The sequence below is a fragment of the Peribacillus sp. P4_C12 genome, assembly GCF_056402095.1.
Genome location: NZ_JBFUIB010000065.1, coordinates 1 through 15,758, shown reverse-complemented (window position 1 = coordinate 15,758; position 15,758 = coordinate 1). Strand labels below are relative to the sequence as shown.

Annotated in this window: 14 protein-coding genes; 7 read left to right on the top strand and 7 right to left on the bottom strand. The window is 38.9% G+C overall.

Going from position 1 to position 15,758, the window contains the following annotated elements:
• Positions 1–12: 12 nt before the first annotated feature.
• A complete protein-coding gene (gene sfnG / locus AC1DUW_RS11840) occupies positions 13–1,092 on the bottom strand; it encodes a dimethylsulfone monooxygenase SfnG (RefSeq protein ID WP_477642599.1) in 1,080 nt (359 codons plus the stop codon).
• A 409-nt stretch (positions 1,093–1,501) separates the two neighbouring features.
• On the opposite strand from sfnG, the gene AC1DUW_RS11835 reads away from it, so the two are divergent.
• The gene (locus tag AC1DUW_RS11835; RefSeq protein ID WP_477642598.1) at positions 1,502–2,686 is read left to right on the top strand and encodes an acyl-CoA dehydrogenase family protein; all 1,185 of its coding nucleotides are present in this window, start codon (positions 1,502–1,504) and stop codon (positions 2,684–2,686) included.
• Positions 2,687–2,706: 20 nt separating this feature from the next.
• Here AC1DUW_RS11835 and AC1DUW_RS11830 read toward each other — a convergent pair whose 3' ends face one another.
• Positions 2,707–3,687, bottom strand: a complete 981-nt coding sequence (locus AC1DUW_RS11830; protein WP_477642597.1) for a bile acid:sodium symporter family protein — start codon at positions 3,685–3,687, stop codon at positions 2,707–2,709.
• 197 nt (positions 3,688–3,884) lie between these two features.
• Between AC1DUW_RS11830 and lepB the strand changes: the two genes are divergently transcribed.
• On the top strand, positions 3,885–4,433 hold the full coding sequence (gene lepB / locus AC1DUW_RS11825) for a signal peptidase I (RefSeq protein ID WP_477642596.1): 549 nt from the start codon (positions 3,885–3,887) through the stop codon (positions 4,431–4,433).
• Between the two features lie 164 nt (positions 4,434–4,597).
• Positions 4,598–5,644 (top strand): nicotinate-nucleotide--dimethylbenzimidazole phosphoribosyltransferase, encoded by a 1,047-nt coding sequence (gene cobT, locus AC1DUW_RS11820; protein ID WP_477642595.1) that lies wholly within the window; start codon positions 4,598–4,600, stop codon positions 5,642–5,644.
• Between the two features lie 135 nt (positions 5,645–5,779).
• Here the strand turns inward: cobT and AC1DUW_RS11815 are convergent, their stop codons facing one another.
• From AC1DUW_RS11815 to AC1DUW_RS11805, 3 genes are all read right to left on the bottom strand, one after another.
• On the bottom strand, positions 5,780–6,007 hold the full coding sequence (locus AC1DUW_RS11815) for a zinc-binding dehydrogenase (RefSeq protein WP_201783552.1): 228 nt from the start codon (positions 6,005–6,007) through the stop codon (positions 5,780–5,782).
• Positions 6,008–6,339: 332 nt separating this feature from the next.
• Positions 6,340–6,471, bottom strand: coding sequence for a hypothetical protein (locus AC1DUW_RS11810; protein ID WP_269083720.1), 132 nt, complete (start codon positions 6,469–6,471; stop codon positions 6,340–6,342).
• Between the two features lie 562 nt (positions 6,472–7,033).
• Positions 7,034–8,434 carry a sigma-54 interaction domain-containing protein gene (locus AC1DUW_RS11805; RefSeq protein WP_053344703.1) on the bottom strand — a complete coding sequence of 467 codons (1,401 nt, stop codon included), beginning with the start codon at positions 8,432–8,434 and terminating at the stop codon, positions 7,034–7,036.
• A 553-nt stretch (positions 8,435–8,987) separates the two neighbouring features.
• On the opposite strand from AC1DUW_RS11805, the gene AC1DUW_RS11800 reads away from it, so the two are divergent.
• Both AC1DUW_RS11800 and AC1DUW_RS11795 read left to right on the top strand, forming a co-directional pair.
• Positions 8,988–10,037: an XdhC family protein gene (locus tag AC1DUW_RS11800; protein WP_477642594.1), complete on the top strand. Its 1,050-nt coding sequence runs from the start codon at positions 8,988–8,990 to the stop codon at positions 10,035–10,037.
• Positions 10,030–10,653 (top strand): nucleotidyltransferase family protein, encoded by a 624-nt coding sequence (locus AC1DUW_RS11795; protein WP_477642593.1) that lies wholly within the window; start codon positions 10,030–10,032, stop codon positions 10,651–10,653. The genes AC1DUW_RS11800 and AC1DUW_RS11795 overlap by 8 nt, the downstream gene beginning before the upstream one ends.
• Positions 10,654–10,827: 174 nt before the next feature.
• On the opposite strand, the gene AC1DUW_RS11790 is transcribed toward AC1DUW_RS11795, so the two are convergent.
• Both AC1DUW_RS11790 and AC1DUW_RS11785 read right to left on the bottom strand, forming a co-directional pair.
• Positions 10,828–11,427, bottom strand: coding sequence for a DNA-3-methyladenine glycosylase (locus tag AC1DUW_RS11790; protein ID WP_053344707.1), 600 nt, complete (start codon positions 11,425–11,427; stop codon positions 10,828–10,830).
• 120 nt (positions 11,428–11,547) lie between these two features.
• Positions 11,548–13,113, bottom strand: coding sequence for an MDR family MFS transporter (locus AC1DUW_RS11785; RefSeq protein WP_477642592.1), 1,566 nt, complete (start codon positions 13,111–13,113; stop codon positions 11,548–11,550).
• Between the two features lie 270 nt (positions 13,114–13,383).
• Between AC1DUW_RS11785 and proC the strand changes: the two genes are divergently transcribed.
• Both proC and AC1DUW_RS11775 read left to right on the top strand, forming a co-directional pair.
• Positions 13,384–14,190 carry a pyrroline-5-carboxylate reductase gene (gene proC, locus AC1DUW_RS11780; protein ID WP_053344709.1) on the top strand — a complete coding sequence of 269 codons (807 nt, stop codon included), beginning with the start codon at positions 13,384–13,386 and terminating at the stop codon, positions 14,188–14,190.
• Positions 14,191–14,275: 85 nt separating this feature from the next.
• Positions 14,276–15,643 (top strand): FAD-binding oxidoreductase, encoded by a 1,368-nt coding sequence (locus AC1DUW_RS11775; protein WP_053344710.1) that lies wholly within the window; start codon positions 14,276–14,278, stop codon positions 15,641–15,643.
• The last annotated feature ends 115 nt before the right edge of the window (positions 15,644–15,758 follow it).

The following is a 15,758-nucleotide window of genomic DNA, read 5'->3' as shown; positions in this document are numbered from 1 at the left end:
CTTTGCTATTAGCTATGTAGTAGCAATTTCTTCTTTTACCTTTGCTTCCTTTTGCCTTACGAGAGGAATTATCTTCTCCCCGAAGACTTGTAAATCTTCTTCGTAGTGCAGGAATCCTGTTAAGATGATATCCACTCCGATTTTTTTCAATTCAATGATGCGGTCCGCAACTTGCTCGGCAGTCCCAATTAACCCGGTTTTAAATCCGTCGTTGTATTGAACGAGATCCTCGAATGTTGAGTTTTGCCACATTCCTTCACCTTGTGAAGAAGCTTGACCTGCAAATTTCACTTGGCTTTTAAATCCTTCGACAGCCTTTTGATCTGCATGTAAAACAATATCTGTTAAAACTTGTTTTGCTTTTTCTTCTGTATCACGGACAATCACAAAACCATTAACACCAATCTGAATCTCTCTTCCATTCGAGCGAGCTAGTGATCGTACATGGTCTATTTGTTCTTTTAATTTCTCTAGTGTGTTTCCATTTATAAAATAAACATCAGACACTCGTCCTGCCATTTCTCTTGCGGCAATAGAGTTGCCACCTTGAAATATTTTGGGAGGGTTAATCGGTTTGGGTTTTAGGGGTGCTTCATTTGTTCGGTAAAAATCACCCTTAAAAGTAGTCGCTTCCTTTGTCCATAAATTCCGTAGAACTTGTATAAACTCTTCAGAACGCCGATAACGTTCATCATGATCTAACCATGGTTCTCCATAACCAGTAAACTCGCCTTTAAACAATCCACTAACGATATTTATGGAAGCACGTCCATTGCTGATATGATCGAATGTTGAAATAATTTTGGCTACGACACCTGGGTGCCACAGTCCAGGAAGAACGGCTGTAATGATATTAATTTTATTAGTCACACTTGCCAATGCAGAAGCAAGCGTAGCAGCTTCTAATTGATTCTCAGCCCCATAGCTTGCAAAAAATCTAGTTTGTAGTAAAACATAATCAAATCCAAGATTTTCGGCCATTTGTGCATATCGTTTATTCGCGTCATACGTCCAACCTGTTCTTTGGGGAATATCCGAAATAACCAGACCTCCACTTACATTTGGTGCCCAATATGCAAATTGTAAACTCATTAATATTACCTCCTGTTTTTCGGGAATACTCTTATCTAAAAAGCAATTTTTCATAAAGAAAGGCTCTTGTCAGCCTTCAAAAAAGAAGAGTTCGACAAGAGCCTCTGGTAAACCAGTCAGCATTTTTTGTTTTTTTAAGTACGTACACCTTTGTGAGAAAGTTTAATATACATTAAGCCTACCTGTCAAGTGAGTAATGAGAGGCGGATTTGTACCCTTTATAAAAAACCATTCTTAACCATTACTTGACTAATGTGTTTAATAAGATTTAATATTAAAACGAAGATTCTGATAATTTAATAGCCGACTAGGTCACTAGAGGCTCCCAATTCAAGGTGGAATATATCTTGAGAGGGGAGTCTCTTTATTATTTTTGAGAAATAAAGACGAATTAAGGAGGACTCAATTAATGAAAATAGCGAAAGAAAATAAGGCTGATTATCTTGAGATAGCTTCCTCATTAGCGAAGGAATTTGCTAAAACAGCAATTGAGCGAGATAAACGAGGAGGAACGGCAAAATTTGAGCGTGACTTACTTCGTGAAAGTGGTTTGCTTTCGCTTATAATTCCAAAATCCCTAGGAGGGAAAGGGGAAGATTGGAAAACAGTTTTACAATTAACACGTGAACTGGCAAAAGTGGATGGATCGATCGCTCATTTATTCGGATATCATTTCTTATGTTTGACATCTGTCCACTTATTCGGATCTCCATTTCAGAAAGAGAAGTTATATAAGGAAACGGCCGAAAAAAATTTGTTCTGGGGAAATGCCTTTAATCCGCGGGATGAAAATTTGCTATTGAAGAAAGAAAACTCACAATGGATATTGAGTGGGAAAAAAAGCTTTTGTTCAGGGGCAATGGATTCTGCCCGCTTATTGATTTCTGCTAAGAGCACAGGTTTTGATCGACCTGTTATTGCTGTAATTCCAACTAATCGAAAAGGAATTATTATACAGGATGATTGGGATAGTTTTGGACAGCGGCAAACAGACAGCGGGACTGTTATTTTTAATGAAGTGTTACTGAAAAATGAAGAGGTGCTTGATTATTATGAACAAGATCTCCAAGGTTTGTTTCCTACATTAAGGACACATATTGCCCAAACAATTTTGGTTCATGTGATACTAGGAGTAGCGGAAGGAGCCTTTGAGGAAGCAAAGAACTATACAAAAAATGTGACCCGTCCTTGGTTGACATCAAATGTAGAAGATGCAACCAGCGATCCCTATACCATTCGCCATTATGGAGAATTATTCGTTCAATTAAAAGCTTCAGCTGCACTAGCTCAAAATGCTGCAGATGCCCTGCAGTATGTATGGGGAAAAGAGTGGTCACTAACTGAGCAGGAACGGGGAGAGTGCGGGATCACGATTGCAACAGCGAAGGTTTCCGTAGCGAAAACGGCATTAGAGGTAACGAATCGTATGTTTGATGTAATGGGTGCAAGAGCTACCTCGGCTAGGTATCAGTATGATCGATTTTGGAGGAATATAAGAACCCATACATTGCATGATCCGATTGAATATAAAATTCGGGATATCGGCAATTGGGCCCTCAATTCTAAGGTGCCTGAAATTACACCTTATTCCTAACGAAGTAAACATGAATTATCTCAAGTTTTAAAAAAACCATCCGATTTAATCTTTGAAAAACGTCGATGGTAATACTTATCTAATGAATATCCGAAAAAGGAAGCGAGCATCTGTTGAAACAGCATTCCAAGTACTACAGGAACCGCAACGGCAGCCGGGAAATAGGTGGTCGCAAGAACAGCTCCAGCACTGATGTTCCGCATCCCGCCGGTAAAAGTTAAGGTAATGACGTCTTCCTTTTCCCATTTTAATAATTTACCAATTATCCAAGAAAGAGCATAGCCTGAAGCGGCTATAAATAAAACCAAGAAGGTCATGATTATTAATTTTTTGTCGAAATGAGTTAAATAGGGTGCAATTTTTGAACTGTTCAATATTACAACAATTCCTACGCTTAGTTTGGAAAAAGGAGCTAAGCGGGGGGATAGACTTGTTTTTATCTTGCCTTTCGTAGTCTGATTCAAGAACATTGCCAGCATGGACGGAAGAACGACCATTCCGATTAACCCTTTCACCATTGACCACATATCCATTTCGATTGAGCCGCCTCCGAAAAGGGCAACACTGTAAGGAACGATGAATGGAGAGAGCAGGGTGTCTATTAGGATAATGGTTAGAGCAAGTACGGCATTTCCTTTATAAATGGATACCCAAATCATACTGGTGACACCAGTTGGAATGACAACTGATAAGACTAAACCCGTAATCGTGAAGGCATCCCCACGAAAAACTAAATGGCCAAGGGCCCAGGCCCATATTGGCATAAGTACGTGCAGGATGATCAAAACGATGAAAACAGGTAAAGGGTGTGTGACTACCCGTTGTAGTGATTTAAAGTTTGAGCCTAAACTTCCTGCAAATGTGATGAAAGCAAATATCCATGGAACTAGAAATGTGTAGTCAGTTAAATGTTCGGCTAATAAGACGCCAATAACAACGCTTATTGGTGTAATAAGCGGCATAGCTTTATCCATTTGTTTATTAATTGTCTTCAGCATCATTCATCCATCCATTTCCTACGTGAAATTCTTCATAAGTAAGTTTACCATATTCAAAAATACGTATTTTAAAAGAATGAACTTTTGACTTAACGACTTCTACTATATACATAATAAATCCATTTAAGTAAAATATTAATATAAAGAGATTTTTATTTTAAAAATGTTAGCCGTTCAAAATAGAGGAGAGGGGAGTATCTATGCAGAAAGATATAAAAAGTGAAGTATTTTCATGGGTGAAATCTATCCTATTTGCTTTAATAATCGTGTTTATTTGCAACCAGTTTTTATTTACCCCAGTGATTGTTAAAGGTAAATCAATGGAGCCAACTTATGAAAACAATGACAGGATTGTAGTTACAAAAATCGGTAAGATCGAACATTTTGATATGGTCGTATTTCATGCTCCTGATGCAGATAAGAAGTATATCAAAAGGGTGATCGRCCTTCCAGGTGACAGTGTGGAAATGAAAAAAGACTTACTATATATCAATGGGAAAAAGTATACAGAACCATATTTGAAAACAAAAAAAGAGGAAATTCCACCTGAAGAAAATCTGACGGAGAATTTTACCCTGCAAAATCTATTAGGGAAATCCAAAGTACCCAATGGTTATTTATTTGTTATGGGAGATAATCGTAGGGATAGCTGGGATGGCAGAAGATTTGGTTTTATATCCGAGGAATCACTTGTGGGTAAAGTGGAATTTCGTTTCTATCCATTAAATGAACTAGGGATGCCACAGTAAAAATTATAAACTTGGAATACGCGTGTGTTAATTATCCATATTACTTGAGGAGAAATTTTATAGCGTAATAATATGGACTAAGTTGTATTTATAGCAGATGATAGATTAAGAACCTTTTCCAATGGTTAAGGTTTTTTATTTTGAATTTTGGAGGTTTTTTCATAATGAAGAATGAATTAGCCACTCTCTCCATCCCAATGCTGGATGAAGAAATGGGACAGCAGGTAAAAAGGTATGTGGATTCTCTGACAGTTCCGCAGGGAAGTTTGGGACGGCTAGAAGAATTAATAATTGAATTAGCAAGGATGACAGGTGAAGCCTTTCCTGAAGTATCGAGACCGGGCGTGATTGTGTTTGCAGCCGATCATGGGATTACGGATGAGGGGGTTTCCGCTTATCCAAAAGAAGTGACAGAACAAATGGCTCTCAATTTCCTGAATAACGGAGCCGCCATCAATGTATTCAGCCGTGCGATTCATGCTTTTTTTGACATAGTTGATATCGGGATTGACGCTGATATTGAAGCACCGGAATTAACTTCAAGGAAGGTCCGCCGTGGAACAAGAAACTTCTATAAAGAAGATGCGATGACACGGGAAGAGGTAAACCAAGCGCTTGAAATCGGGTATGAGCGCGCACAGAAAATGATTGAACAGGGAGCGAAATGTCTAATCCTCGGTGAAATGGGAATCGGAAATACGACAGCTAGTTCTGCAATCATCTCCGTTATTAGCGGGAAGAGCGTAGAATCGCTTGTAGGCCAGGGAACAGGACTAAAAAGTGAAGGTATTTTACATAAACAAAGAATTATTGAAGAAGCAATCTTATTAAGAAAACCTATTCCTGATGATCCAATCGATATTCTGATGAAAATTGGCGGATTCGAAATTGCCGGGATGGCAGGAGCCATGCTTGCAGCAGCCAATAACCGAATTCCCATTCTTGTTGATGGTTTTATTACAACGACGGCTGCTGTAATTGCAAACCTGATTTCGGGTCGTGCATCTGATTATATGTTTGTCGGACATCAATCCGCAGAGCCGGGACATAAAACGGCCATTGAATTGCTTGGTAAAGAGCCAATTCTTCAACTGGGAATGAGAATAGGAGAAGGAACAGGAGCCGCAGTTGCTTTTCCTATTCTTAAGTCGGCGACATTGGTCATAAAGGAAATGGCAACATTTGAGTCGGCAGGTGTTTCAAACAAATAATAATTATAATAAGAAGGAGGCTTTCTATATGAAGGCCTCTTATTTTTATGTAAAAAGACCTGCTAAGAAAAAACCATCATGCATCTACCGTGATTTCTTGTTTTTTACCATGAGCGGTTCGGTGCATCCGCTTTATTAGGTTTTGTTATTATGTTCCAAAGTTATTACTACATTACCCTTTTTGTGTCCTTTTTCTACATAGCTATGGGCCTCGACAATTTGTTCCAACGGATAGTGCCTATCTATGACAGATTTTATCTTTCCCGCCTCAATAAGCTCTTTGAGAAAGATTAGATCCTCAGTGCTTCCGGGTGTTATTCCACCTATTACTTTCTTGCTGCCTATCATTGAAGTCCAAAGCATTTGAACAAACTGTGGTAGCCCAGCGACAGCTGCAAGATAGAATAACGAGAACAAAGGAGAGTTATTTACTGAAACGTAATATCTCTGTTAGAATTTTCAAGAATATGGATACCGATATTCAGTATTTAAAGTTTAGAAAAGAGAGTTTTTTGATAGACAAAAGATTACTATCCTTGCTCCACTAATAGGTGCGATTCTTCATTAAGAAGGATCGCCTTTCCTTATGCAGATAAAGGGGCAGGATAGTTGATCTTTGGTGTCGTAATTGACTCAAACTATTCATTAAGAAGAATGTAAATCAGCTAAAAAAGAGGATATTAAATCCTCTCAGTTTATTTGTCTTTATCTAATTGTTCATCAGATTTTTGGACGATTTCTTTTAATTCTTCTATGTCACCTTTAGCATTAATAATTTCAAAGATCTCATTTAAGCCTTCTGAGGTTTTTTCATCTTCTGTTTTCACTTTACCCCTCCTAATTGTGGTTATTTATAAGGTCTCCAAAAACTAGAAGATAAAACATTAAAAGAAAAAAAGGGATTAGGAAAAGTGTACAAGTTGATTTCATAATAAAACCCCTCCAAATAGGAGAGGTTGTAAAGGTTTTATGGAGTTGTTTAAGTTGGTAACACTTCCCGATATTACACATCAAAGGCTGCTTGTGCTTTTGTAATTTGAAGTTAGCTAATTAAGTTAATTCTTCCTTACCGKCAATGATATCATAGCGTCTGCTTGCTGTTGTAATTGGTCATGTAGAATTGAACTTCTGTTTCAGCACGAAAGTATTTTTCTTTTGATATGAGGATCGAGGTGTGTTCGAATTCTAGAGAGAAAGTACTTGTTCAACTACAGGTGCGTTAGTTGATTAAGGAACACAAAAATGACTAAGGTTTTTAGGTATTGATTTAGTGAAAGGGTTTTAAAAATAATCAATTTCTTTAAACTTTTCAATGAAGATTTCATACTTAGATTTAAAATGAACAAATCTCAATAGCATTAATTTGATTAAATTTTATTTAAAGCTACATTACTCAGGAGAGAGTTGACTTTGATATTTCTTCATTTTTCGAACGACAGAAGGCTGGCTAATGCCTAAAAATTTAGCCATTTCATATGTGGACTTACATTGTTTATGTGCTTTCATCATCATCCATTTTTCCACTTGTTCAAGAGCTGTCTTGAGATCGCTGTCCTCAACCATCATTTGATCGATCATTAGGGTATCATCCTTTTTCTCCAAAGATTCTTGACTATGAAAATAGGAGGGGAGGAAGCCTGGGAAAATAATGGAGTCTTCGGAAGTCAAAATGAGCCGTTCAATTAAGTTTTCTAATTCACGTACGTTCCCGGACCATTTATGCTGGATGAGGATTTCGTATGTGGAGGGGTGCAATTTTTTGTCGGTCTTGTATTTCTTGTTAATGATCTCGAGATTATGATTGATTAAGATGGCAATATCCTCTTTTCTTTCTCGTAAAGGTGGGATATGGACAGGAATCACGTTTAAGCGGTAATACAAATCGAGCCTAAATGATCCTTTTTCTACCATTTCTTCGAGGTTTTGATTTGTTGCTGTTACGAGCCGAAAGTCTATCTTATGCTCTTTTTTTCCACCCACTCTTTTAAAGGTTTTCTCCTGCAGAACATTTAATAATTTCACCTGCATATCCAGGGGAAGTTCTCCGATTTCATCTAGAAATAAGGTTCCGTTATGTGCCAGTTCAATCAATCCTTGTTTCCCATGCTTTTGCGCCCCTGTGAAGGATCCTGCTTCGTATCCAAACATTTCAGATTCAAAAAGACTTTCTGGAATGGTACTGCAGTTGACTTCGATGAATGGTTCTTTACTGCGATAGCTCTGATTATGGAGCCTTCGGGCAAAGACGCTCTTTCCAACCCCGGATTCCCCGAGAAGCATGACAGTAGCATCCGTTTTTGAAACACGGAGTATCGTTTTGGCGATTTGCCGCATTTCCTTGCTTCGATAGATAAGTTCTTCCTGTTCCCGAAGTTCCTCGACCTCTGTTTGGTAGTCTTGAACCTTTTTCTTCAATTGTCCGTATTGATCCTGTAGGTTTCTGATTTCTGTTTGGTCCTGGGCATAACTAACGACGCGAACCAATTCACCATCATCATTAAAGATTGGATATGCAGTCGACATGACGATTTTTCCCGTCTTCGTATGTTGCATGATTTGAATAGGTGTTCGTTCTTTCAAAACCATAGCGGTGATCGATGGAGAAAGTATTCCTTCAGTTTCCAGCTGGTAAACCGATTTTCCAAGATAATGGTCGGGCTCAATTCCATAAATCCACCAGTGGTTAGGATTCGTAAATAAAATAAAACCCTTTTCATCGGTCACGGTAATATTGTTATTGGATGTGCTGATGATGGTGTCCAATACTCTTTTCACATTGTTATCACTCATTATTTTCTCCTTATCTATTGTTCTAGTGATTCAAATATAAATCAAAAACAAGGGTAAAATCAAGAATTTTCAGTTATTTTGATTTGAAAGTGAATCATTTGTGACCAGGATCTTTTTGGTCAGCTTTGCTTTAGCAGCCTTTGTTCAAATGGTGGTGGGCTTTTATTCTAATAAATTTATAAAGCGTGCAGTTACTGTTGGTGGAGCTGGTGCGACGATAATTTTATTTATGCTTTTAACTCTTTTCACAACGAGTTGTACAGTAAGGAATATTAGGCTGTGTTTCGTATCTAATCGCAGCAATAGGACTGATTCTTTTGGCATTTTTATCTAGGTGAGCGGCTCATATAAAGGCGGTTTATCGCTATTTTATGTTTTGTTGCTCTTTCACTGTTTCTTAGCATAGTTTTAGTAAGAAAGAATACTAAATAGATAGTATAGAGAGAAATTTTTTTGTGAAAAAATGGATAGAAAAGGGATTTTCCCTTTTTATCTTTCACTTTCTTCATAAAGGTCAATAATTAACTCTTAGCAGGCAGGAGGAGAAACGGATATGTCACGGTTACAAGAGTTTAAAGATGTATTTAAAAATATTAAATTAGCATGGGAACGTAACGAACAAGCGGTGATTGCCATGCAAATTAGTGTGAAAGGTTCTGCCTACAGACTGCCAGGTACCAAAATGATGATGGCTTCTGATGGGCAAATGTTCGGTACGATAAGCGGAGGATGTTTGGAAAGCGATCTTTTTGGGTGGGCAGAAAAGGCAATGGAAATGAAAAGGCCTTTAACACATAAATACGATTTAAGTGAAAATGAAGTGTGGGGTTTAGGAATAGGATGCAAAGGGATTCTTGAAATGCTCATTCTACCTATAGATCAAAATGATGTATTTTGGAAAAAAACAGAAGAAATTATCCAGAAGGGTCAAGCTTTCTCTTGTGTACTGGAAATACCTACTGGGAGGAGGTTATTGATTGAAAAAGAAGGTAATATAATTGGGGATTTGGATAATCTCCCCTGCGAGGTTGTTGAAAAAGCAAGAAATAGTATGGACACGCAAACTCGTGCAGAAATAATGAGCTGTGACGGAAGCAGATTTCTAATTGATGCAGTTAAACCTGGGGGAAAATTAATTGTTGCGGGAGCCGGAAGGGATGCAGTACCTGTGGCTGATTTGGCTGCTAAAGCTGGTTTTTCAGTTACTGTATTAGATTCACGTGTGGAATTTAACAACCCTCGACTTTTCCCCTCTGTTATACATTTAATCGAAAATCCTGAAGAGATTAATTCAAATAATGTCACGGATTCATGGTGGATCATCATGAATCATTACCAAGAGATTGATGAAAAGGCATTACAACTTGCTTTGAAAAGTAATCCACGGTACATCGGTGTTCTTGGTCCTATGGCTAGAACAAAAGAAATGCTTATAAATATTGGACAAACTTTTTCCGATGGGCCGATACATTCACCAATTGGTTTGGATCTAGGAGCTGAAACGATGGAGGAAGTAGCCATAAGTATTGTTGCTGAACTAATGACAGTCAAAAATGGTAGAAATCCGGTTCCACTCCATGGAAAGACGAAAATCCATGCTTAATAAGGTAGGAGCTGTAATTCTTGCAGCTGGAATGTCAACACGTATGGGAAAACCTAAACTATTATTACCTTTAAATGGTCAACCTCTTTTTAAATATGCTCTTAAAGCAGCGGTTGATGCTTCATTACAGCCAATCGTTTTAATCGCAGGTCATTATATAGAAGAAATTCGACATTATACTCATGATTTAGAAGATATAGAAATAATTTATAATCAAAATTATGCAAATGGTATGGCTTCTTCTCTGAAACTCGGTATTCAGGCGGTAAAAAAAGATGTGGATGCTGTCATGGTTTTCTTAGCGGATCAGCCCTTAGTTTCCAAATCAATTGTACAATTACTAATTGACCACTATAAGGCTCATAAGCATGAAGGGATTCGTATTGTCCGGTCAAAATATAAAGAAGATTTAGGTCATCCAATTCTGTTTGATGCTGAATTATTTAATGAATTCGATTCAATAGATGGAGATCAAGGAGGCAAAGAAATTATAAAAAAATATACACAATTAACAAAGATCATTTCCTTTGATAACCAGATGTGGGGAATGGATGTTGATGCACCTGAAGATTACTTAATAATGAAAAAATATTTTGATTTAGAACTTTACACTTAGAAAAGCCTTGGCTTGAAAGGGACTACTGCACGAGTCGCAGCTATATAATCGTGGTTGAGCAGTGCCTTTTGTAATTTTTCGGTTGCCCATTCTAACTTTTATTCTGAAACCCAAAAGGAAAGAGTGACCGTGTTTTGCGGTCACTCCTTTTAAGTATAGGAAAATAATAAATTATTAGCGAGATATAAAAGGATTGTCGGTTACCCAAAAACGCCATGGATAGTCCTTCGCTTCTCCGGAGTTGCCAATGCCGATGCGGGGTCCGCTGGATATGTGCTCAGGCTTTTTTCCAGTAGCAAGATAAAGCGGCGGCTTTGTGAAAGGTTGCCCATAATCGGCCATAGTAATGCCTAGTGCTTTGGATAACTTTCCAGGTCCGTTCGTCAACTTTCGAAAATCAGCAAGCCCACGTCTTTCATGCATTAACTCAAGCCCTGAATAGGGTTCCACAGCCCGGATTAAGATGGCTTCCGGCTTATCCAGCCCACCGCTTACGACATTGACAAGCGTATGGGTGTGCATGACGTATGTATAGATCATTCCGGACTTTCCGAACATCACTTCAGTCCGCTTCGTCCTTCTATTTCCAAAACTATGTGCAGCCCTATCTTCCGGTCCCATATAGGCTTCGGTTTCAACAATAAATCCAGAAGCGATTCCTTCTGATGTTTCTTTTACCAGCAGGCAGCCGAGAAGGGATTTTGCCAGCACGAGCGTTGGCTGCTGATAAAACTCCGGTGGTAATATTGAATGGAAATTTGTATCCTTTAGCATAGTATCACTCCATATAGTCTCTTATAGATAAAATTCCCTTATTGTAGAAAAAGAAACCTAGGGATGAAGGAAAGTAAAAAGACCGGCTGGAAAGGCGCCGGTCTCCATGTTAATCATTTATTAACCTAAATCTTTTTCCGTTTCTTGATCTCTTTTGATTTTTCCAGAACCAACTGAAAGAGCAACTAATATTCCTACAGAGACAAAAAAGATACCAGTGACAAATACACTTGAAAATGCATCAATCCAGGCATTTTCAATGGTTTTTATAATGATATTGCTGACCTCAGCCGGCATTTTCAGATTCTCAGGATAGAGCATGATATTGAACAAATTATCTGTTTTATCGGCAAGTGCCTTCAATGCTTCTTGTATTAGGGTGTTTTTTTCACTAACAACCGCGTCATCCATATTTTGCTGTAGATTGTGATTCATGACTGCATTCAAAATCGTAATACCCATCGTTCCGCCTATTGATCGAAAGAAGGTCGAGGCTGCAGTGACCGATCCTAACTGTGATTTTGGAAATTCATTTTGAACGGCAATCATCAGGGTCGGCATAACAAGACCCATTCCCACACCTAAGACAGCCATGAAGGAATAAGCGGTCAGAATTGTAGTTTCACCATCCATCGTACTCATTAGGAAAAAGCCGAGAGTCGCAATGGCCATTCCAAAGGTAAGCACGGTACGAAAACGAAATTTTAACAACAGCCGCCCGCCAACGACACTAGAAAGAATCAACCCGATCATCATCGGAGTCATGGTCGATCCGGCTTTTGTTGGTGACACTAATAAAACTCCTTGCATGAACAGTGGGACAAACATAATAGCCCCGAACATGCCCAGACCTAGCAAAAATCCTAAGATATTCGTGGTGGCAAAAACTCTATTTTTAAAGAGAGATAAATCAAGAATTGGTTCAACTGCTTTTCTTTCAAAAATGATAAATAGGACAATAAAGACAAGGGTGCTGCCGAAAATCAAGAGAGATTCAAGTGATATCCATTCGAATTTATCACCCCCGAATGTTAAGCCCAATAAAAGCAGGACAATACCAGGAATTAAGGTGAAAATACCAAGGAAATCGATATTCACTTTCTCTGTTTTTTGAATCGCTTCGTTCTTCAACCCGACATAAATCAAAATCGCTGATAATAATCCCGTCGGTACATTAATGAGGAAGATCCAATGCCAGCTGATATGGTCGACAATCAGTCCACCCAGAAAAGGACCAATTACAGAACTTAAGCCAAAAAGGGCTCCGAATACACCCTGCCATTTGGCTCTTTGTTCAGCAGTGAAAATATCGCCGATAATCGTTTGGGATAAGGGCATGATCATCCCGCCCCCGATTCCTTGCAGCCCCCGATAGATAATCAGCTGCTCCATCGAAGTGGCAGTGGCGCATAAAAAAGAGCCAATCGTAAAAATAACTGTACCAATCAAATAAAGGGAACGTCTGCCATATAAATCTGAAAGCTTCCCAACAATCGGTACAACGGTCGTAGAGGCAATTAAATAGGCAGTCGTCACCCATGCAAAGATAGTGAAACCATTCAATTCCCCAATAATCGTTGGCATTGCTGTCCCGACGATTGTCTGTTCCAATGAACTGAAAAACATACCAATGATCAATCCTGTTAAGACAAGCTTGGTATTGACTGCTCTTTTCTCGATTTGCATTTCATTTCTCCATTTCCTTAAACTGTATTCCTTTTTTCAACTAATGACTAATAGGTCAAAATTATATAGTGGAAATGACTTATAAGTCAATCCTTTTTTTTCGCTAAAAAATTCAGTTGCATAAGTCGTTTATTCGTCTATTTCATCTTAGTAATTCGACTAGAAATATGCAATTCCTTCCTAATCTAAATATCTGCGACGTGTTTCCATTTACCATATCCTATATAATAAGAGAGAGTATAGATGAACTTATGATTGGAAGTGTAAGATATGAATAAAAAAATCGGGTTTATTGGATGCGGTAAAATGGGAGCGGCAATGCTTGAAGGCATGTTGCGCTCGGAAGTCATCTCACCTGAAAATATAATGGTCAGCACAGCAAGTGTTGAGACTTTGACGAAGATCACCTCGAAATATAAGATTGAAGGCTGTTTAGATAATAAAGAGGTAGCCGGTTTTGCCGATTTGCTCTTTTTAGGGATTCAACCCGCCATGCATAAGCAAGTGCTCGACGAAGTTAAGATTCATGTGAAAGAAGGAGCTGTGATCATTACAATGGCAGCTGGAATAACTACATCACAAATTGAGGAAGGTTTGGGAAAACCAGTGAAGGTTGTCCGAACGATGCCAAACACTCCTTCCCTTGTCGGTGAAGGCATGACGGCAATCAGCATTAATCGTGAAATCACAGCAGCTGATATTACTGATGTTACTACACTGTTGAATTCTTTTGGAAAAACAGAGCTTATACATGAAGATTTGATGGACGCAGTGCCAGCAATCAGTGGATCCTCACCGGCTTATGTATACATGTTTATCGAGGCGCTTGCGGATGGAGCAGTTCGTGACGGTATTCCACGAAAACAAGCATATCGAATGGCCGCACAATCTGTAATGGGTGCTGCTAAAATGGTGCTTGAAACAGAAAAGCATCCTGGCGCTTTAAAGGACGATGTATGCACTCCGGGGGGGGCAACAATATCTGCGGTTGCTTCTTTAGAGGAGAATCAGTTCAGAGCTAGTATTTTACAAGCGATGAAAGCCTGCACTGATAGAACGAAGGGGCTCGGACAGTAAGAATTATAGATTGCCTATTCTCAGGCAATCTACTTTTTTACATAATATTATCAGAATGTTTAGTTAAAAAAGAGGGGGAAGCAGAATGAATACATATATAGAGGATTTAAAAAAGATACTAACGGAAGAACAAGTCACGGTGAATGAAACTATATTAGAGCAGCACAGTCATGATGAATCGTATCATACTCCGCACTTACCGGATATGGTCGTTTATCCAAGAAGTGCTGTAGAAGTGAGCGCAGTCATGCGTTATGCGAATGAACATGAAATACCAGTCATTCCTTTTGGTCTAGGTTCGAGTTTGGAAGGACATGTGGTTCCAATTAAAGGGGGAATTTCGCTCGATTTATCCTTGATGAATCAGGTGTTGGAAATCAGGGAAAGTGATTTTTTGGTGAAGGTCCAACCAGGTGTGACACGGACGCAGTTGAATAAAGAATTGAAAAAATACGGATTGTTTTTTTCTGTCGACCCCGGAGCCGATGCGACATTGGGAGGGATGGCAGCTACGAATGCAAGTGGCACAACTTCCGTTAAATATGGGATAATGCGCGATCAGGTTCGGGATTTGGAAGTGGTTCTAGCAAACGGTGAAATTATCCATACCGGAAGCTTAGCTACAAAATCATCATCTGGGATACATTTAAATGGCTTATTTGTCGGTTCGGAAGGCACGCTAGGTGTATTTACTGAACTGACTCTAAAGGTGTACGGCATTCCTGAAGTAACAATGGCAGGGAGAGCTTCATTTCCAACCGTTGAACAAGCAGTATCTGCCGTCAATGGAATCATGCTAGCTGGGATTCCAATTGCGCGTATTGAATTGGTCGATGCCGAGTCTATTAAAAAAGTAAATCAATTTATGGACAAATTTTACGAAGTTAAACCAACATTATTCTTGGAGTTTCACGGGAATTTTGCCGGACTAGAACAGGATGTCAATTTTGCTAAAGAAATCGTAAGTGATTTTGGCTGTGAGGATATCCAGTTTGAAACGGATTCAAAAGCGCGAAATGCATTATGGGAAGCTCGCCATAATCTTGCATATGCTTTTATTCACAGTGCTCCTGGTAAGAAGCTGATGGTCACGGACGTAAGTGTGCCCCTCCATGAATTGTCGAATGCCATATTAGAAACAAGGAAAAAAGTCGAACAATCCAAAGTAGAAGGAGCGATTGTGGGCCATGTGGGTGATGGAAATTATCATGTGTTATTCATGATTGATCTAAGTAATCTAGAGGAAGTGAAAGAAGCGAAGCGGTTAAATGAAGAAATAGTCGAATATGCCTTAGCGAAAGGCGGTACATGTACGGGTGAACATGGGGTTGGGCTTGGAAAATCCAAATATCAGCGGAGAGAGCATGGAGCGGCATATGAGGTGATGAAAACGATCAAGCAGGCATTGGACCCGAATGGAATAATGAATCCAGGGAAGATTTTTGTAGATTGATAGTTGAAACATGAAAGAGGGTGCTTTAGGCACCCTCTTTCTGAAACGACAAAAGGGACAGGGGAACTGTATGATGAAGAGAAAAATCTTAACAGGGGTACAAGATGTTCAACTG